Genomic DNA, 19,538 nt, shown 5'->3' with positions numbered 1-19,538 from the left:
GGCTTCTACTTCAAAGGTCAAGCGATGCGCTTATTCGCTAGCAGCAATTCGCGTCGCCGGCTTTAGCTGAACCGTTCCCATATCGACGGTCGGCTTGGCCCGGTCGAGCCGCACCGGAACGGCAATTTCCGACTGAACGCCAACGATATTTGCCGCCATTGCCCCGACACGCAGACGATATTGCCCATAGGGCACACGTTCAAAGAGGAAGAAACCGTCATATTCGCTGCGGGTTGATCGAATCATACGCCCTGCAGCATCGAGCAATTCCACATCAAGGCCGCCCATGATCTTGCCACCTTCACGCACCAGATAGCCGCTAACCTCCCCTGCGGCCACAAGCGGCAGTTCAACGACAATCGCAACACCAGGGCGCGGGGTAACTACAACACCGCTCGACGCCGGTTGGACATAAGGATCGGGCAGGCTATCCGCGTCGATCCCGACAAGAATGGGAACATAGGGTTCAAGACCGCCGATCAGGGTTTGCCCCGATTCATCGGTCGGTCGCCCGCGGCCATTTATGCCCGTGGTAATTTCTACTGACTTTTCAAAAGGTTCATCCGATTGTCGGTGGCCATCGGCATTCAGATCCTGATAAACCAGTACGGCTGCCTGCCCGCTGGAAGCCAGCTTTTCAGACGACATATGAAAACCGCCGCCATTGGGATTCGGCCCCAGGCTGAACGCAAGACTCATTTGTGCCGCAACCGATCCATCGGTCGCAGCAGTAAGCTGCCCGGTCAGCGCAAACTTCTCGAACTGGCGCGTATAGCCAAAGCCGAGCCGCCCGCGGCGGTTCAGCGCTTCATAACCCAGTTCAGCCCGCCAATTGGCCTTATCGTCCGAACGCCATTCGGCCGTGAGCCGCGATTCCTTGAAGCCGGCAGCACCCATCACGCCAAAACGCGCTTCGCCGCGCAGGCGCAAGCCGCCCGCACGACCGCTCAGGCGGAGTGCGACATCGAGGCGCGACGGCGGATCACTGCCAAAGGCAAATTTCATCTGTTCCCAGATCACATCGGTCGTTGCCGTCATGCCACCAATGTTGAAAGACGTGCGCGCCTTGGCTTCAATCGAACTATTGCCATTGTGCGATTGTCGATAGGTAGCGTCAAATCCATAAGGTATTGATCTAGAACCAATTTTAATAGTGTGATCGAAAGATGCCATATGTTCGGCGCGCAGCCCGGGCAGATACTGCTCACTGCGGAAACCGCCAAACAGCCAGATGGATTGCGCGCCAATCATCGCTGGGCCGATTTGCGCCAGCATCTGGCCACGCAGCGCGCTACCGCCGCGAATATCAGCTGCCGCCGCTATCTCGACCAGCGAAGGGCCAATGGCGCGCCGCATCATGGCCTCGGCATAGCTGTCGCGCCGGCCTTCATAGACCGAAGTTAGTGCCGACAACCCGACCGACATGCGGGCATCAATACCCCGTTCGAATCCGAACCCGGCACGCCAACCATTAAAGGGCTGCGCATCGCTCGATCCGAGGTTGACGAGGTCGCGGCCGGCATCCTGGATACCGGCCCAGTAATAGGTTTCGCGTGGCGGGATCGAATTGGGGCCGACCGGAATCATCCGCACATCCCGTTTGATCTGCCCTTGTGGGCCGTAAAGAACGACTTCAAGGCGATTCTGGCCGTACAACAGCGGCACATCGAGAAATTCGTAGCGACCGTCACCGCGGCTCTGGAAATAGCCGATCAGCTGATCATTGCGGTAAAGCTCGGCCTCCCAACCATCGGGCAATTCGCCGCGAAAGCTGGTTCGGTCGAAATTGTCGGGGCGGGTCAGCGGGCGGTTGGTGACATACAGCCCGCGCCCGGGGGTTGATCGGCTGCCGATGAACGAACTGGGCAACGAAACGTCGCCCACCCCGAAATGTGTGGCGTTGAGCGGCCCGAGCAGTCCACCCTCGGCGCTGGTGCGATAAGCGCGAACCCGAAAGCTTTCAGGTGTTCCCTGATCATTTGACGACAATCGTGCATCAAACGCCGCACGGGCGATTTCACCTGCAACAAAGATATCATAGCGGCCGTTAAGCGCGGTCGGGCGTCCCTTTTCCCGCTGAACTCCCGCTGACGCCACGAAGTCGACCGACGGCGTTCGCCAAAAACGATAAGGATCCTTGGCCTGGGGCAGGCTACGCAGGTCGAATGTGGCGGTGGGGCGCACCCGTGCGGCCCGATCTTTCCGTTCTTCTGCAAGTTCGAATGGCAATTTGCGATCGGCAGCAACCACCAACAGTGCGTCATTCAGCGCCGGGGTCAACGTCACATCGAGCCAGCGGCCCAGCGCACGCGTATCGACGCACCAGCCTTCCGGCGTGTCACGAATGTCGGCTGCACCCAAAGATGCAGATTTGTTCATGATTTGTACTCTTCCACTGTCGCGGTCGAGGGTGAAAGTGCGGCTTTCCTCAAATAACCAGCCAGTTGCGCGGCGCGACTTTTTATCGAGGCGCACCGGAAGGTCGAACGCAATGATGATGTCCGCAAAATCTACACATATTCCATTATCGGTCTGATAGCCGCGCACGCCATCACCGACGCGAAACCGCCCGACGCGGACATCAAGCAAAAGCTGGTCATCGTCATTGGCAGTCCAGCGTACCGCCCCATCGGCTGCACGCGCTGAAGCCACCGGTACCGCAAAGGTGCCGGTGGCAAGTGCGATGGCCAATAGACCTCGCCAAAATATGGGCAGGAAGCGCCACATGAGGATTGCTGCCAGTCGGCGGGTGCCGAGGAGTTAGCGCACCACCGTACGAAGCTGGGCAATCATGCCGCCACCATTTTCGGGCGTGTCGTGATAGGAAATCACAACTTCACCGCCACGGATCGCCGATGCTTCTTCGGGACTAAGCTGCAGTTCCACCTTGCGGCGTTCTATCTCGGGATAAATCGCAATGCCCTTTTGCACCAATAACGGTTCGGCCTGACCCGGTTTGGTGACGCGAAACTCACCATAGACCGAGCGGTTGCCCTTTCGGGTGGCATCAAAGGCCAACAGCGGGCCATCCTCCCCCTGATCAAGGCGGGCATTGGCGAGTGCTGCTGTCACGCTCAATTCACCCTTACGAATGATAACAGGAATTGCGATACCATAGAGAGGAATGAGCTGGATCTTCACCTCGTTCGTTGCCGTTTCTTCAGTCACGGCATTGGTCTTTGGGACGGCGCGAAACAACATGTGCACGCGATATTCCCCGTCTGGCAGGCCTTCGGCCGCATTCAGCCCGATACGTATCGATTGCGGCTGGTTGGGAAGCAGGGTCACCCGACGCGGCGCATAGCGGACGAGGCCAAGCGCAGCTTTTTCTGCTTCACTGGTTGAAGCTGTGTCGATGTCGACCAGCTCCCCCATTTCGGACATCCGCTTTATCTCTAAAGTAATCCGGTAGGTGGTTTCTTCGCTGCCGACATTGTTCAGGATGACCTGGGTTCCGCGTTTTCCATCAAGAATGACGCGGGTGGGGGCGACAAGGAGATCGCCCGATGCATGGACTGGTGACGCAGATGTCATAAGGACGGCAAGGCCGCCAAGCGCCCACGCGAAAGCTTTGCGCAAAATAGTCATAATGGTTTCATGCCCGATCTGGTCCGTTCCGGCCTGGTCTGCCGGTTTTCTGATCCATTTCGGATTATCAGGACATGGTTACCAAGCTGCTAACGCTGCCCGGCAGGCAAAGAAAAACCCCGGCTGCACAAGGCAACCGGGGTCTGGAATGATTGATCAGGCGGCAATCCCGCCCGGCATATCTTATTGATATTCAGCGGTTACATCAAACGAACCGACATAGGTGCCCGCAGCCTGGTTGGCACCAAGCGAAATCGTGCCGCCAACGTAAACAGTCTGCAACGAAGACGAGTTGAAAAGAATGCTGCTGTTCGAAAGCGTCAGGCCCGACAGCGGAATCGAGTTGGCACCCGAAGTCAAAGGCGTCGGGTTGCCGACGCTCAGCGCGATCGTCTCTCCGTTGGTAGCCTGGGTTACGCGAAAACTGGCGGACGAACCACCGCTGATAGGGATAACGCCCGAACCGACGGGAACTGCCGCAGCGGTCGGTGCCAGCGTAACGGTGCCGCCTGCAGCCGAAGCGGCAACAATGCCAAAGTTAAGGTCACTGACAGCCGACAGCTGCACGGCTGCAAGCACCTGCACAGTAGCATCGGCCTGTTCGGTGGCGGCATAAGCGGCGTTGGATGCCATGCTTGCGGCAAGTACTGCGCCCGCAACTGCGAGCTTCATCTTTTTGATCATCATCTGGTCCTTTTGCGACGAACGAAAATTCGGAATGCCCCACTGCATTCATCATCGCTTTTGGCAGGCAAACCATAAAAGCACGCTTCAGCTTATGGTTAACGCCAAAAGAGGAGTTTTTCAGATTTTGATTTAGAAACAGTATCTTGGTTGGTTAACGCTGTGAATCTAGCGCCAGATTTACAGCCATTTAGATCAGAATTGCTCGCCTGTGAGCCGCTGGCACAGCATGTCGAGCTGATCAAGGCTGCGATATTCAAAAGTCACCGCACCAGCTCCACCCGAACCATCATGGACGATTCGTACCTTAAGACCGAGAAGGTCGCCCAAATGCTGCTCCACGGCGCGAATATCGGCATCGCCGCCGCCCGCATCGATTCGCGGCTTGGCTACCTTGCCTTCTTCAACGCGGGACTTGCGCACGAGCGCCTCGGTCTGCCGGACCGAAAGTCCCTGCTTCACAACAATCGCCGCCAGACGGGCGCTATCATCCGACCCGAGAAGCGCACGCGCATGACCCATGCTGATTTTGCCCTCAACCACCAGTTCGCGGACAAGCACCGGCAGGTCGAGAAGGCGCATCATATTTGCCACATGGCTACGCGATTTTTCGACGATCGCGGCAAGCTCGCTCTGGCTATGACCGAAATCCTGGCAGAGTTTGCGATAGGCCTCTGCTTCTTCAATAGGGTTCAGATCCTGGCGCTGAATGTTTTCGATGAGCGCAATTTCGAGCGTCTCTTCGTCCGAAAGCTCCCGCACGATCGCTTTGACATTGTGCAGTTGCGCTCGCTGCGCCGCACGCCAACGCCGTTCGCCGGCAACAATCTGGTATCCCGCACCATGCGGACGAACGAGAATCGGCTGGATCAAACCGTGCCGTTTCAGGCTCGCCGCCAGTTCCTGCAGCGATTCCTCGCTGAAATGGCGGCGCGGCTGTGCCGGATTCGGGTGGATATCGGCAATCGCAATAGTGCTGACGCCTTCTGTATTGGTCGGAGGCGGACCAACGGGCCTCTCTGTTGAGCCACCGCCCGCAACACGATCGGCCGTTCGATCGAGTGAGACCTCGCCCAAAAGGGCATCAAGTCCCCGCCCAAGACCCATCTTCTTGCGCAATGGCTTTTCAGTGTCGCTCACGCAGCCAATTCCTTCGAGGCGGGTAGGCGGCCGATCAGCTCTCGCGCCAAACCCATATAGGCTTCCGATCCCGAACAGCGATGATCATAGATCAGCGCCGGCAAACCGTGACTGGGCGCCTCTGACAGACGGACATTGCGCGGTATTACCGTGTCAAACACCAATCCGCCGAGGCAGTTTCGAACATCTTCAGCAACCTGATCAGTCAGGCGGTTGCGACGGTCGAACATGGTCAACGCAATGCCAAGGATCGAAAGCGAGGAATTGAAGCGATTCTGGATGCGCTCAACCGTTTGCAACAGTTGGCTGAGCCCTTCCAATGCGAAAAATTCGCACTGCAGCGGAACAAGGATCGAATCGGCCGCAACCAGCGCATTAATCGTCAACATGCCGAGTGAAGGCGGACAATCAATCAGACAGACATCCCAGCGCGCCTCATCCTCCGCCAATGCTTTTTGCAATTTGTGCGCCCGGTCGGCATGGTCGACCAGTTCAACTTCGGTGCCCGAAAGATCCACCGTTGCAGGCAGCAGATCAAGCCCGGGAATCATCGTTTTTACAACAGCCTCAGCCAGCGTCGCCTCGCCCATCAGCAGATCATAGCTGCTATATTTGCGGTCCGATGCGTTAACGCCAAGCCCCGTCGACGCATTGCCCTGGGGGTCGAGGTCGATCAGCAGACAGCGCCGACCACAAGCCGCAAGCGCGGTAGCGAGGTTGATTGCGGTCGTGGTCTTTCCCACGCCACCCTTCTGGTTCGCTATGGCGATCCGGATCATCGTTTCCGCCGTCCTTTCATGCTGGCCCTCGGGCGCTCACCCAAAACATGACCAACCAATATTCCCGCTTCGCTATCGGTAATGCTGGTTTCGACGTTGAAGTCGAGATTCCATCGTCCGTGCGCCTCATGCAATTCCTTACCGGCATTTTTGCCCTTTGGTAACAACCATAAGGTCTTTACTGTGGAAAATCGGACGGCAAGGTCAAGCAACCGGGGCAAAGGCGCAAAGGCGCGTGCCGAAATGACCGAAAATGGGGCAGTTTCTACGCGTTCGATCGACGAACCTGCGATGCATACCCGATCTTTTAATCCGAGAAAATCAACTGCCCGCGAAAGATAGTCAATACGACGAGCCCGCGATTCGACCAAAGTAACGCGATGATCGCTGAGCAAGGCAATGACGAGACCAGGAAAGCCCGCGCCTGACCCTAGGTCAATCCAGCTTCCCGTCTTTTCGGCAAAGCGCAGCAATTGGGCACTGTCGACGATGTGACGCGCCCAGATATGGTTGAGAGTCGCGGCAGATATCAAATTTTGCAGCTTGGCCTCTTCGATTAGGAAAGCGACAAATGCTCCCAGCTTTTCCTCTGTTTCACGTGAAACATCAAGATTGGCCGACAACCATAGACGCGCTTCATCTTCCGTCATGCCGCTTGCTTTGCCTGCGCCGCACGGCGAGCGTGCACCAAGATCGCGGCGAGTGCGGCCGGCGTAATTCCACGAATACGACTGGCCGCTGCCAAAGTTTCGGGTCTGGCCACTGTCAACCGTTCAACCATCTCGTTTGAAAGACCAGCCATCGAACCATAGTCGATTTCGTCCGGAATACGCATCTGCTCATTGGCGGCAAGATCGCGCAATTCGGCCGCCTGCCGGTCCACATAGGGTGCGTAACGACCGTCCTGTTCCAACTCGCCAATGATCGCATCATCCCCATGACAAGCTGTTTCACGTGAAACATCCAATAGGGACGAAAGCGCCACGTCGGGAAAGCGCAACCAGTCAAACAAGGGCATTTTTCCTGAATCGCGCTTCACCGGAATGCCAATTGCGATCAGTTGATCCGCACTCGCATCTTCGCACAAAGCTTCACGAAGCTGGTTTTTGCGTTCCTCACGCTCTGTAAAGGCCCGCAGACGACCTTCCCCAGCAGCTCCAGCGGCAATAGCAAGCGGCGTCAGTCGTGTGCCCGCATTGTCAGCCCGTAGCCGCAAGCGGTACTCAGCACGCGCGGTCAGCATGCGGTAAGGCTCCGTCACACCATGCAGCACAAGATCATCGACCATCACCGCAATATAGCTGTTGGAACGATCAAGCGCAGGAAAGTCTCGATTCAAAACCTGGCAAGCGGCGCCTATCCCTGCAACCAAGCCTTGGGCCGCAGCCTCTTCATATCCAGTCGTGCCATTGATCTGGCCGGCGCAATACAAGCCTTCAAATCCCCGGACCGCGAGCCGACGATCTAAGGCGCGCGGGTCTATATGGTCATATTCAACTGCATAGCCCGGAACGGCCATTTCGACCTGTTGCAGTCCAGCCATCGATCGCAACATTGCCAGCTGTACATCGGTGGGCAATGAGGTCGATATCCCGTTGGGATAGATGAGGTGCGATTGCAGTCCCTCCGGCTCAAGGAAAACCTGATGCCCTTCGCGATCGCCAAAGCGGAAAATCTTGTCCTCGATCGAAGGGCAATAACGCGGTCCCTGCCCTTGGATTGCACCTCCGAAAAGCGGTGATCGATCAAGGCCGCTGCGGATGATGTCGTGCGTTTGGTTATTCGTTCGCGTGATTGCACAATATAATTGCGGAACCATACGCCGCGCCGTCATCGCAGACATTGTCCAGCCGTCGTCATCGGATGGCTGTTCTTCCAGTTGCGCCCAGTCAATCGTTCGACCATCGAGTCGCGGCGGCGTCCCAGTTTTCAATCGCGCCATGGGCAACTGACTGCCGCGAATCTGCTCAGCCAACTTCAAGGCAGAGGCTTCGCCAATACGGCCACCGGTGAGCCGCTCTTCTCCGCGAAATAATGTTCCGCCCAGAAATGTGCCCGTGCACAATATCACTGCATAGGCCGAAATTTCGGAACCATCAGACAAGACCAGTCCAGCAATGCTGCGATCACTGCCGGGTGCAAAACGCAACGCGGCCACCTCGCCCTCAACAATCTCCAAATCAGGTGTTCCGGCTAGCTGCCGATGGATCGACTGTCGGAACAATTTCCGGTCGGCTTGGATTCGCGGTCCTTGGACCGCTGCGCCCTTTGAAGCATTGAGCATTCGATAATGGATCGCCGCCTCGTCAGCCGCGCGGGCGATCAATCCGTCAAATGCATCGACTTCGCGAACGAGATGGCCTTTGCCCAAGCCACCGATCGCTGGATTGCACGACATGGCACCAATTGTGTCACGCACGAAACTCACCAAGGCGACACGCGCGCCCATGCGCGCAGCCACAGCCGCTGCCTCAACACCGGCATGGCCGCCACCAACTACAAGAACATCAAAATCGGGCTTTGCAGTGCAGTACATTATGGGTCCGCATAGCCTATGCGGCGTGAGGCGTCAAAAGCTGTCGATCTGTTCCACGTGGAACATCTTTACTTACCGATACAAAAGCGCCCGAACAACGCGTCGAGCATATCCTCGGTCCCCGCCCGCCCCGTCAACACATCAAATGCCAGCCTTGCCTGGCGCAGTTCTTCAGCGACAATCAGTAAATCCCTTGCGCGAGAAGCATGATCCAGAAACAACGTAACAGACTGCAAGGCATGATGTTGACGTTCATTGAGCGCAAACATATCGGGCGGTGGCAATAGCGACCGACCCAGCGCAACAATATCCCCAATCAGCGCCGCAACTCCCTCGCCTGTTAAGGCAGACAATCTGCGGGCGGTGGCGGATTTCACCACATGGGCAGGATCATCGATGCGTCCTTCAATTTCGATACAATGGGAATGTGCGGGCGCCTCACCCTCGGCGCCGAGCCACAACAAGATGTCGGCCTCAGCGATCATCCTTCTCGCGCGGTCAATTCCGATCACCTCAATGGCATCCCCGCTATCCGATCGCAGACCGGCGGTGTCGGCAAAGATGAAAGGAATGCCTTCAAATGCAGCGGGCACCTCGATCACATCACGCGTGGTGCCGGCAATGTCTGAAACGATGGCAGCTTCACGCGCCACCAGTGCGTTGAGCAGCGTTGACTTGCCGCTATTGGGTGGGCCGGCGAGCACCACCCGCAATCCATCGCGCAGTTTTTCTGCAACTGGCGCAGATAAATGCGCACCTATGGCACCACGTAATTGTTCACAACTATTTGTTATTGATAAATAATCTTCAACTCCAACATCATCTTCATCGGAAAAGTCGATCAGCGCTTCAACACGCGCGCACAGCTGCAACAAGCTCTCCCGCCATTGTTCCACCAGCCGGGTAAATGTGCCGCCTGCCATAGCCGCAGCGGCGCGACGTTGCCATTCGGTTTCAGCCGTCAGCAAATCAGCGAGACCCTCGGCTTCGTTAAGGTCGATCCTGCCATTGGCAAAGGCGCGGCGGGTAAACTCCCCAGCCTCAGCCATCCGCAATCCAGCTATGCGGCCAAGAGCAGCTTCAACGCCGCGCACTACGGCTCGACCGCCATGCAGATGCAGTTCAACCAGATCCTCGCCAGTGGCCGTATCGGGCCCGGGAAATAGCAGAACCAGCGCCTCATCAAGCAGGCTGCCATCAAGCGGATCGATCAGACGACGCAACCCCGCCTTTCGCGGGGACGGCAATTTTCCCATAAGCGATTCCGCGGCGGCAACTGCTGCCGAACCACTGATCCGGATGATCGCTATGGCCGCAGGGGGCGCGCCACTGGACAGCGCAAAGATCGTTTCGCCAAGCCCCATGAAATGCGGTTATTTCTTGTCTTTCGCGCCGAGACCGCCGCCGGCAAGTCCGCCCATCAGTCCCTTGATGAAATCCATGCTCTGATCACCCATTGGTACCCAGTTGCGGATCATCCCCTGCACCATTTCAGGTGTCAGCCCCTTGTCGGCAACCGCCTTCATCTTTTCCAAATAGACGTCATGGACTTCGGAAAGATCCGGCAAGCCTACCAGGCGGCGAACTTCCTCTGGGGTCGTATCGACTTCGATGTTGAATTTCATATCGCCTCTTCCCAATTTGCTGGCTTAGGAGCCAAATAACCCGATTGTAGAAGGCACTATAGTGCCATAAGCGCGGTCGGCAATTTTTTGATAGCAGGAGTGCACAATCATGGGTGAAATGATCAAGATCCGCGCATTTGATGAAGACGCATTGTTCAACGCCTATATTGCGAAACCGACAGGCAAAACCAAAGCCGCAATGATTGTTATCCCTGAAATTTTCGGTGTAAATGAAGGCATAAGGCAGAAATGCGACAAATGGGCGGGCGCGGGCTATCTTGCTGTCGCCATTGACATTTTCTGGCGTTTTGCCCCCGGTGTTGAACTTGATCCCGACGTAGAGACGCAGTTGCAGGAAGCATTCGGTTATTTCGGGCAATATGAACCCAATGACGGGGTCAAAGATATCGAAGCGGCCATCCACGCCATCCGTCGTGGAGAGCTCGGTGCGCCTGCGGTGCAAAAGGTAGGTTGCGTCGGTTACTGCCTAGGTGGTCGCCTCGCCTATATGGCTGCGGCGCGCACCGATATCGACGCATCGGTCGGCTATTATGGCGTCATGATCGACACTATGCTCGACGAATCCCATGCGATTGCCAATCCACTGATGCTGCATATTCCGACAGCCGATCATTTTGTTGGTCCCGAAGCGCAGGCAGCGATCCATGCTGGTCTGGACACACATCCTAAAGTCGTCTTACACGACTATAAGGGACTAGATCACGGCTTTGCCGCTGAAATGGGCAACCGCCGTGATGAATCTGGCGCGCAGCTCGCAGATTCGCGCACGGTTGCATTTTTCGCGGAGCATCTGGGCTAGGCTTCAGCCGCGCGACAACCTCATCTGCAGATTACGCTTCACGCCCTCCCATTCATTGGCGAGGATCGAATAAAGCAGTGTGTCACGGACGCGGCCGTCAATAATCTGATGGTTACGGATCAAGCCGTCGCGCTTGGCACCCAGCCGTTCGATCGCGCGTTGCGAAGCGAAATTGAAATGGTCAGTGCGAAATTGCACGCAAACGCAATTCATCGATTCAAAGGCGTGCGTAAGCAGAAGCAGCTTTGCCTCACTATTGATTGGCGAACGCTGAACCCGGCTCGCATAAAAGGTCGTGCCGATTTCTAAACGGCGATGCGGCGCATTCATCCGCATATAGCGCGTGGCACCAACAAGATTACCAGAGGCCTTTTCGATCACAGCAAAAGGCATGATCCGGCCCCAGCCTTGCTCGCGTTCGGCCCGATCCAAATAAGCATTTATCGACTCTGGCCCAGGTACAACGGTGTAGAACAACTCCCACAATTTACCGTCGCTAGCAGCATCAACGATCGCAGGTCCATCACTGCGAACCATGGGCCGCAGCAATATATGGCGACCCTCCAAAACCGGCTGGTCGGTCCAAGGGCCTGCCATCTGACCGGCCCTATCCGCCGATCATCGCATAGACATAGCGACCGACACCTAGATTCGGGTCGATCCAGCCTTCGTAGATCATTTTGATAGCAACATAGACAATCACGATAAGGCCGAACCAAGCAATCCAGCGATAGCGCTCAATATATTTGGCGATGATATTCGCAGCGACACCCATGAGCGCGACAGCAAAGACCAGACCAACGATCATGATGCCCGGATGGTCCTTGGCCGCACCTGCAACCGCAAGAACATTGTCGAGGCTCATCGACACGTCGGCGAGGGCGACGGCCCAGGCGGCGCCCCAGAAGCTCTTGGCAGACTTTATGCCCGAATTCTCATCACCTTCGATTTCGGGTGAACCAGGTGAATCATCGGAATGGCTCGCGCCGATTTCACGATACATTTTCCAGGCTACCCACAGCAGCAGAATGCCACCTGCGAAAATCAGCCCGATCAACCCAAGCAACCATGTTACCATCAGGGCAAAAGCGACGCGCAGCACCAGAGCCGCGAGCACACCAATCATGATCACCTTGCGCCGCTGGTCCGCAGGCAGACCTGCGGCCAATGCGCCCACGACGATGGCATTGTCGCCGGCCAACACGATGTCGATCATCAACACCTGCAAAAATGCGGTGAAAGCCGACGGGCTGGTGATGTTAGAAAAATCTTTGACGATCGCAGCCCATATGTCGGCGGGACCACCCAAGGACGGCACAGCCGCAGCCGTCGCGAATATCACATCAAGCACTATTGTTTCCCCGAAATTTACAGCGTGGGCATAGGATTATCGTTCTGGGGAAGCAAGTTTGGGATGCAATTGTTCCGCGCGCCCAACGAGATTATCGTCGGTGCATCGGCTTTGCCGCCCACTCAACACTCCGCCGCGATAGGAACCACTTACTGGTTCATCGAGTCGAAGAAATCCTCGTTGGTTTTGGAATCCTTCATCTTGTCGAGGAGGAATTCCATCGCGTCGACTGTACCCATTTGCATGAGAATGCGGCGCAGCACCCACATCTTGGTGAGCTTGTCCTTCTCGACCAGCAACTCTTCCTTGCGCGTACCCGATTTACCGACGTCCAAAGCAGGGAAAATGCGCTTATCCGCGACCTTGCGGTCGAGAACGATTTCAGAATTGCCTGTGCCCTTGAATTCTTCAAAGATCACTTCATCCATACGGCTGCCGGTATCAATCAGCGCAGTCGCAATGATGGAAAGTGAACCGCCTTCTTCGATATTACGGGCAGCACCGAAGAAACGCTTGGGGCGCTGCAATGCGTTGGCGTCGACACCGCCGGTCAACACCTTACCCGATGACGGAACGACAGTGTTGTAGGCGCGACCAAGACGCGTGATCGAGTCGAGCAGGATCACAACATCATGCTTGTGTTCCACAAGGCGCTTTGCCTTTTCGATCACCATTTCGGCGACCTGAACGTGGCGGGTTGCAGGCTCGTCAAAGGTTGAGGACACGACCTCTCCCTTCACGCTGCGTTGCATATCGGTGACTTCCTCGGGGCGCTCGTCGATCAGCAAGACAATCAGGAAAACCTCTGGATGGTTGTCTGTAATCGCTTTCGCGATATTCTGCAGCAACACGGTCTTACCGGTACGTGGCGGCGCCACAATCAATGCGCGCTGTCCTTTGCCCTGCGGCGATATGATATCGATTACGCGTGCCGACTTGTCCTTGATCGTCGGGTCGGTGGCATCGAGTGTCAGTTTCTGGTCGGGATAGAGCGGGGTGAGATTATCGAAATTGACCCGGTGCCGCACAGCATCGGGATCATCAAAATTGACCTTTAAAACCTTGGTCAGCGCAAAATAGCGCTCGCCATCCTTGGGCGCACGGATTTCGCCTTCAACTGTATCCCCCGTCCGCAGGCCAAATTGGCGCACCATGTTGGGGGAGACATAGATATCGTCAGGACCGGCGAGATAATTAGCCTCGGGACTACGAAGAAAACCAAAACTGTCTGGCAGCACTTCGATTGTGCCGACGCCCATGATCTGCTCGCCATCTTCGGCCAATTCTTTCAGAATAGCGAACATCAAATCCTGCTTGCGCAGCGTCGAAGCACCTTCGATTTCCAGCTCTTCGGCCATCGAAACCAATTCAGCAGGCTTCTTGTTCTTCAATTCTTTCAAATGCATGTGCGATGTTCCGCTCAAATGGACAGACTGCCGGCGTCAAAAACTACCGGATCATTATGGAAAAGTTTGGTGGCGCGTTGTTATCGAAATGCGCCTCACGCCCAGAACGGGCTTGGAACGCTGGGTAGGGTAGTTTCGCAATTTTGTCAAACCGCGCGGACATAACCCGCCATGATCCCGACAAGGTCAGAAAGGTTTGATGACTACAAGGATCACAATAAGCGCAGCCGCAATACCCGGTACCTCATTCAAAATCCGCAGCGTCTTTCCCGCCAAGGGACGTTCGCCAGTTGAAAGTTTCCGGGCATAACCGGCCATCCAGCCATGATAGGCCGAAAGGCCCAGGACCGCGAGCAACTTCGCATGGAACCAACCTTCGCTAAAGGCCGAAATATGCCATGCGAGCAGCAAACCAAGAACCCAAACAATTACCATTGACGGGTTGAGGATGATCTTGAGAAGACGCCTTTCACGCTCGACCCAACGTGCCGCCTCTTCAGACCCTTCCGCACTTTCCTGATGATAGACGAAAAAGCGGGGCAGCATAAACAGGCCGGCCATCCAGAATATCACGAAGATCAGATGCGCCGATTTCAGCCAAAAATAGAGCACTGCAATTGTTTCCGCCATTTATGGGATTTCCGAGAAAAGACTTATCCCTCACGCACCAAGCTAAGCAATTTTTCGACATGCGCAATGGGCGCGTGCGGCACAATTCCATGACCGAGGTTGAAGACATGGGGTCGATCGGGGAATGCCGTCAATATCTGCTTCACTGCAGCTTCAAGCGCGTCTCCGCCTGCAACCAATGCCAATGGATCAAGATTGCCCTGTACAGGCATTCCCTGTGGCAGTGACGCATTTGCCCAAATCGGATCGACCGTTTCATCAAGCCCGATCGCATCAGCGCCGGTTTCCCGCGCATATGCCGGCAATTTGCCACCCGCACCTTTTGGAAAGCCGATGATCGGCGTATCGGGATGGCGCGCCTTCAATCCGGCGATAATCGCAGCATTTGGCGCAATCACCCATCGTTCGAACTGAGCCGGCGATAATGATCCCGCCCAACTGTCAAACAACTGGACAGCATCAACCCCAGCCGCAATCTGCCGCGAGAGATAATCGATTGTCACACCTACAATGGCATCGATCAACGCACCGAAACGCGATGGATCGGCATAGGCCATCGCCCTTGCCTCTGCATGATCCTTGCTGCCCTGGCCTGCAACCATATAGGTTGCAACTGTCCAGGGGCTTCCTGCAAAGCCGAGAAAGGTGGTTTCCGCAGGTAGTGCCGCCCGAACCTTACGCACGGTTTCAATCACCGGGTCGAGCCGCTGCGGCATCGGCGTGAAATCTTGCCAATCAGCATCGGCCAGCTTGGGCGCAAGCCGCGGTCCCTCGCCCGTTTCAAACCACAAATCTTGTCCCATGGCATGCGGCACGACCAAAATGTCCGAAAACAAGATCGCTCCGTCAAAACCGAAACGGCGAATGGGTTGCAGTGTAATCTCTGTGGCCGCATCGCTATCATAGGCAAGTTCCAGAAACCCACCTTTTTGTGCGCGCAGTTCACGATATTCGGGCAGATAACGCCCAGCTTGACGCATCAACCATATTGGTGGCGTATCGAATTTTTGACCGCGCAGCGTCGCGAGCAATTTGCGCTGTGGAGTTTCGGTCGCCATGGAGAATCCAATAATATCTATATTTATATAAGGATGATGACAGATGATGGTCTGTGGGTAAGTCGCGCCTTTAGGGGGGAATGCCTGTTTTGCCAACATATTGACTCCTGCCGTTGCTTGCAGTGGCACGATTCGATTACATTCATCCCCGTTATTCACAGGCTGTGGAATGATGGTTTCGCTTGTGGATTGTCTGTGCCCGAATCGAAGGATGAAACTGGTACGATCTGGGTAGAAAAGCTGCCCACCGTTTCATCCCTTGATTTATCCCCAGCTACCCCACAAGACTGTCCCGCAAGGACCTGAGATTTGCAAAACCGTATCCATCTACACCTTCTTTCCGACTCCACCGGGGAAACACTGGAGAATATCGCCAAGGCGGCGCTGGCCCAGTTCGATGAAGTTGAAACGGTAAAGCATTTCTGGCCGATGGTCCGCTCTGAAGCGCATCTTGAACGCATCCTGGTCGATGTGGCGGCCAATCCTGGGCTTGTATTGTTCACCCTGGTCAGCGGTACGATGCGCACGAAGCTGGAAGACCGGTGCCGGGCATTAGGATTGCCCACTGTTGCCGCGCTCGATGCCGTTACCGATGCCCTCTCCGCTGTCTTGGGTCAGCAGGCCAAGGCCCGCCCTGGCCGGCAACATGCCCTTGACGCCGCTTATTTTGCGCGGGTTGAGGCGATTCAGTTCACTATCGCGCATGATGATGGTCTGAATCATCAGGATTGGGAACAGGCCGACATCCTTCTGGCAGGCGTTTCGCGCACGTCAAAGACCCCGACCAGCATTTACCTCGCCAATCGCGGATATAAGACCGCCAATATTCCTTTAGTGCCGGAATCTCCCCCGCCTGCGGCGCTCTATACGCTGAAACGTCCGATGGTGGTCGGGCTTGTCACAAGTGCGGACAGATTGGTGCAGGTGCGCCGCAACCGGCTGCTGTCACTGAATCAGGCGCCGGACACCGATTATGTTGATGAAGACAAGGTGAAGGCTGAAATTTCCTATGCCCGGCGCATCTTTGCCGACAATGGCTGGCCGGTGATCGATGTGACACGGCGGTCGATCGAAGAAAGCGCAGCTGCAATCATCAATCTGTTCAACGAACGACAGGGCCGGATCTTGGAGCAAATCCCGTGACGACACCTCTGATTCTTGCATCGATCAGCGCTACGCGCGTTTCGATGCTCAAAAATGCGGGGTTGGTTTTTGACGCCATGGCGCCAATGGTCGATGAAGAGGCGTTGAAAGACGCTCTGTCCGCCGACGGCCTGTCGCCGCGTGACATGGCGGATGCCCTTGCCGAAGCCAAGGCGACTAAGATGTCGACCAAATTTCCCGCAACACTGGTCATCGGTGCTGACCAAATGCTGGCGCTTGATGATGGCCCGCTTTTCGACAAGCCGCAAAGTCCGGATATGGCGAAATCGCAATTGGCCGAAATGTCGGGAAAGTCGCACCGCCTTTTCAGTGCGGCTGTTGTTGCCGCTGCCGGCGTACCGGTTTGGCGCCATGTCGGGATTGTGCGCCTCAATGTCCGAAAACTAAGCGATGCTTTCATCGATTCCTATGTTGAACGGAACTGGAATGGCATCCGCCACTGCGTCGGTTGTTACCAGATCGAGGGAGAGGGTGCGCAACTCTTTACCCGGATCGAAGGCGACCATTTCGATATTCTCGGGCTTCCCCTTCTTCCCCTTCTTGCCTTCCTGCGCGACCGAAAGGAATTGCTGTCATGACGCCATATGCCGAAGTTATCGGCGACCCGATTAAACATAGCAAATCCCCGCTGATTCATGGCTTTTGGCTAAAAAAACTAGGCGTCGCAGCCGAATATCGCGCCCATCATGTGACCGCAGAAGCGTTAGGCGATTATTTTCACACGCGGCGCAGCGATGATCAATGGCGTGGTTGCAACATCACGCTACCGCACAAAGTCGCAACACTCGATTTCGTAGCCGATCCGGGTGGGGTGCGAGAGTCGATAGGTGCTGCCAATACCGTTTTCCGATCGGGTGATGGCGATCTGCTCTGCACCAATACGGATGCTGCGGGCTTTTTTGCGCCAATCAGCGAGGATGATTGGGCGCATCGCAATGCCATTGTTGTAGGGGCGGGCGGTGCGGCGCGTGCGATTTTGTTTGCGCTTGCGCAGGCTGACATCGGAACGGTGACGATTATGGCGCGCAGTCCGTTGAAAGCGGCGGCACTGCTCAGCCATTTCGGGTTGAAGGGACAGGTGCTCCAGATGGATAAGCCCTTGCCGCCTGCTGACCTACTGGTGAATTCCAGTCCTTTGGGAATGGTGGGGCAACTGCCGCTCGACCTGGATCTGTCGCCACTCCCTGAAGATGCGCTGGTCTATGATATTGTTTACACCCCCATTGAAACTCCCTTGCTTGCCGCGGCGCGCCAGCGTGGCCTCGCAACCATTGACGGCCTTGATATGTTGATCGGCCAGGCAGCGGTGGCGTTTGAACTCTTCTTTGGTCAGGCCCCACCTGATGATTGTGAGGATGAATTGCGCGATTTGTTGCTCAAATGACGGGGAAACCATTGGTTCTTGGTCTCACTGGTTCGATTGCCATGGGTAAATCGACCGTGGCGCAGATCTTTGTTGACGAAGCTATCCCCCATTTTGATGCTGATGCTGCGGTACACCTGTTGCAGGGGCCGGGCGGTGCGCTCGTTTCCGAGATTGAGGCAGCTTTTCCCGGGACGACTGGGCTGGCCGGTGTCGACCGGCAGAAACTCGGCCCGATTGTGTTGGGCAACCGTGAAAAACTGGCCCGGTTGGAATCAATCATTCATCCTGCTGTTGGCGTGATGCGCGCACAATTTCTGGAGAAGCACCGCGATGCACCGATTGTGCTGTTCGATGTTCCGCTGCTTTTTGAAAAAGGTGGTGCTGCAGGTGTAGACAAGGTCGTCGTTGTCTCTGCTCCGGCTGATCAGCAGCGCCGCCGCGCCTTGGCGCGTGAAGGAATGACGGTCGAAAAATTCGAACATATCCTCTCACTGCAGATGCCCGATTCCGAAAAGCGCAAACGCGCCGATTATGTCATCGATACCGGCGTTTCGATTGCGGAAACACGCGAACAGGTGCGTGCATTGATCAAAAAATTACGCGACGACCTTGCAGACTCAAAAGAATAAGCCGATATGAGTTATTAGAATGCGAGAAATCATTTTCGATACCGAAACCACGGGTTTCGACCCACTCTCCGGCGACAGGATGGTTGAGATTGGGTGCATCGAAATGGTTGGCCGGGTGATGACCGGTGCAACCTTCCACTGCTACTATAATCCCGAACGCGATATGCCTGCAGGTGCAGAGGCTGTGCATGGCCTTTCGACCAAATTCCTGTCCGATAAACCGCTTTTTGCGAGCAAGGCGCAGGAACTGCTGGAATTCATCGGCGATAGCCCGCTGGTCGCGCACAATGCCAGTTTCGACTTCGGCTTCCTCAATATGGAACTGGGCCGGTGCGGTCACCCACCTGTCGACATGGGTCGCATGGTCGATACGATTGCCATGGCTCGCAGCAAGCACCCCGGCGCGAAACTCTCGCTTGATGCCCTATGCAGCCGCTACGGCATAGACCGCAGCCACCGGACCAAGCATGGCGCGCTGCTTGATGCCGAACTTTTGGCCCAGCTTTACATCGAACTGACCGGTGGCCGCCAGATCGGCCTTGGCCTTGCCGATGATGCGGGCAGCGAGATGGTGGTCGAGACCATGCGGGTTTCGCTGGTGCGAAGCGACCGTCCTTTTCGGCAACCACGGCTGTTTCAGCCATTGCCAGAGGAGCTTGAACGCCATCGAGCCTTTGTTGACAGTTTAAAGGACGCAATCTGGACCGACCAGAATCGTCGGGAGAAAGCGCACAGTTGATTGATCGCACCGTTTGTCGCGGT

At 56.0% G+C, this 19,538-nt stretch carries 20 protein-coding genes; 6 read left to right on the top strand and 14 right to left on the bottom strand.

Annotated features, from left to right (window positions below; all coding sequences use genetic code 11):
- Positions 1–30: 30 nt before the first annotated feature.
- The 9 genes from RSE16_03240 to RSE16_03200 form a co-directional block, all read right to left on the bottom strand.
- A complete protein-coding gene (locus RSE16_03240; GenBank protein WRH76496.1) occupies positions 31–2,691 on the bottom strand; it encodes a carboxypeptidase-like regulatory domain-containing protein in 2,661 nt (886 codons plus the stop codon).
- A gap of 69 nt (positions 2,692–2,760) precedes the next feature.
- Positions 2,761–3,588, bottom strand: coding sequence for a molecular chaperone (locus RSE16_03235; protein WRH76495.1), 828 nt, complete (start codon positions 3,586–3,588; stop codon positions 2,761–2,763).
- A 183-nt stretch (positions 3,589–3,771) separates the two neighbouring features.
- Positions 3,772–4,275, bottom strand: coding sequence for a DUF4402 domain-containing protein (locus RSE16_03230; GenBank protein ID WRH76494.1), 504 nt, complete (start codon positions 4,273–4,275; stop codon positions 3,772–3,774).
- Between the two features lie 192 nt (positions 4,276–4,467).
- On the bottom strand, positions 4,468–5,412 hold the full coding sequence (locus RSE16_03225) for a ParB/RepB/Spo0J family partition protein (protein WRH76493.1): 945 nt from the start codon (positions 5,410–5,412) through the stop codon (positions 4,468–4,470).
- Complete coding sequence (locus RSE16_03220) at positions 5,409–6,191, bottom strand: ParA family protein (protein WRH76492.1); 783 nt, start codon at positions 6,189–6,191, stop codon at positions 5,409–5,411. Before RSE16_03220 ends, RSE16_03225 begins: the two co-directional genes overlap by 4 nt.
- Positions 6,188–6,841: a 16S rRNA (guanine(527)-N(7))-methyltransferase RsmG gene (gene rsmG / locus RSE16_03215; GenBank protein WRH76491.1), complete on the bottom strand. Its 654-nt coding sequence runs from the start codon at positions 6,839–6,841 to the stop codon at positions 6,188–6,190. Before rsmG ends, RSE16_03220 begins: the two co-directional genes overlap by 4 nt.
- Positions 6,838–8,727 carry a tRNA uridine-5-carboxymethylaminomethyl(34) synthesis enzyme MnmG gene (mnmG, locus tag RSE16_03210; protein ID WRH76490.1) on the bottom strand — a complete coding sequence of 630 codons (1,890 nt, stop codon included), beginning with the start codon at positions 8,725–8,727 and terminating at the stop codon, positions 6,838–6,840. The genes rsmG and mnmG overlap by 4 nt, the downstream gene beginning before the upstream one ends.
- A gap of 68 nt (positions 8,728–8,795) precedes the next feature.
- Positions 8,796–10,091 (bottom strand): tRNA uridine-5-carboxymethylaminomethyl(34) synthesis GTPase MnmE, encoded by a 1,296-nt coding sequence (gene mnmE, locus RSE16_03205; protein WRH76489.1) that lies wholly within the window; start codon positions 10,089–10,091, stop codon positions 8,796–8,798.
- 9 nt (positions 10,092–10,100) lie between these two features.
- Entirely contained in the window at positions 10,101–10,352 is a 252-nt protein-coding gene (locus tag RSE16_03200) for a DUF6489 family protein (protein WRH76488.1), read from the bottom strand.
- Between the two features lie 109 nt (positions 10,353–10,461).
- On the opposite strand from RSE16_03200, the gene RSE16_03195 reads away from it, so the two are divergent.
- Positions 10,462–11,172, top strand: coding sequence for a dienelactone hydrolase family protein (locus tag RSE16_03195; GenBank protein ID WRH76487.1), 711 nt, complete (start codon positions 10,462–10,464; stop codon positions 11,170–11,172).
- Positions 11,173–11,175: 3 nt separating this feature from the next.
- On the opposite strand, the gene RSE16_03190 is transcribed toward RSE16_03195, so the two are convergent.
- The 5 genes from RSE16_03190 to hemE form a co-directional block, all read right to left on the bottom strand.
- Positions 11,176–11,769 (bottom strand): GNAT family protein, encoded by a 594-nt coding sequence (locus RSE16_03190; GenBank protein WRH76486.1) that lies wholly within the window; start codon positions 11,767–11,769, stop codon positions 11,176–11,178.
- A 10-nt stretch (positions 11,770–11,779) separates the two neighbouring features.
- Positions 11,780–12,523, bottom strand: a complete 744-nt coding sequence (locus RSE16_03185) for a TerC family protein (GenBank protein WRH76485.1) — start codon at positions 12,521–12,523, stop codon at positions 11,780–11,782.
- 149 nt (positions 12,524–12,672) lie between these two features.
- Positions 12,673–13,929, bottom strand: a complete 1,257-nt coding sequence (gene rho, locus RSE16_03180) for a transcription termination factor Rho (GenBank protein ID WRH76484.1) — start codon at positions 13,927–13,929, stop codon at positions 12,673–12,675.
- Positions 13,930–14,115: 186 nt separating this feature from the next.
- Positions 14,116–14,559 (bottom strand): CopD family protein, encoded by a 444-nt coding sequence (locus RSE16_03175; protein ID WRH76483.1) that lies wholly within the window; start codon positions 14,557–14,559, stop codon positions 14,116–14,118.
- A gap of 23 nt (positions 14,560–14,582) precedes the next feature.
- The gene (gene hemE / locus RSE16_03170) at positions 14,583–15,617 is read right to left on the bottom strand and encodes a uroporphyrinogen decarboxylase (protein WRH76482.1); all 1,035 of its coding nucleotides are present in this window, start codon (positions 15,615–15,617) and stop codon (positions 14,583–14,585) included.
- 309 nt (positions 15,618–15,926) lie between these two features.
- On the opposite strand from hemE, the gene RSE16_03165 reads away from it, so the two are divergent.
- Genes RSE16_03165 through dnaQ form a run of 5 tightly spaced genes read left to right on the top strand, consistent with a single transcriptional unit; the run spans position 15,927 to position 19,515 of the window.
- Positions 15,927–16,760 carry a pyruvate, water dikinase regulatory protein gene (locus RSE16_03165; GenBank protein ID WRH76481.1) on the top strand — a complete coding sequence of 278 codons (834 nt, stop codon included), beginning with the start codon at positions 15,927–15,929 and terminating at the stop codon, positions 16,758–16,760.
- Entirely contained in the window at positions 16,757–17,359 is a 603-nt protein-coding gene (locus RSE16_03160) for a Maf family nucleotide pyrophosphatase (protein WRH76480.1), read from the top strand. The genes RSE16_03165 and RSE16_03160 overlap by 4 nt, the downstream gene beginning before the upstream one ends.
- Positions 17,356–18,165: a shikimate dehydrogenase gene (gene aroE / locus RSE16_03155; protein WRH76479.1), complete on the top strand. Its 810-nt coding sequence runs from the start codon at positions 17,356–17,358 to the stop codon at positions 18,163–18,165. Before RSE16_03160 ends, aroE begins: the two co-directional genes overlap by 4 nt.
- Positions 18,162–18,776, top strand: coding sequence for a dephospho-CoA kinase (gene coaE, locus RSE16_03150; protein WRH76478.1), 615 nt, complete (start codon positions 18,162–18,164; stop codon positions 18,774–18,776). Before aroE ends, coaE begins: the two co-directional genes overlap by 4 nt.
- A gap of 19 nt (positions 18,777–18,795) precedes the next feature.
- A complete protein-coding gene (gene dnaQ / locus RSE16_03145) occupies positions 18,796–19,515 on the top strand; it encodes a DNA polymerase III subunit epsilon (protein ID WRH76477.1) in 720 nt (239 codons plus the stop codon).
- Positions 19,516–19,538: the final 23 nt, after the last annotated feature.

The sequence above is a fragment of the Sphingobium sp. genome (assembly GCA_035196065.1).
GTDB classification, from domain to species: Bacteria; Pseudomonadota; Alphaproteobacteria; order Sphingomonadales; family Sphingomonadaceae; genus Sphingorhabdus_B; species Sphingorhabdus_B rara.
The sequence above is the reverse complement of the archived record's forward strand: the minus strand, read 5'-3'. Positions and strand labels throughout refer to the sequence as shown.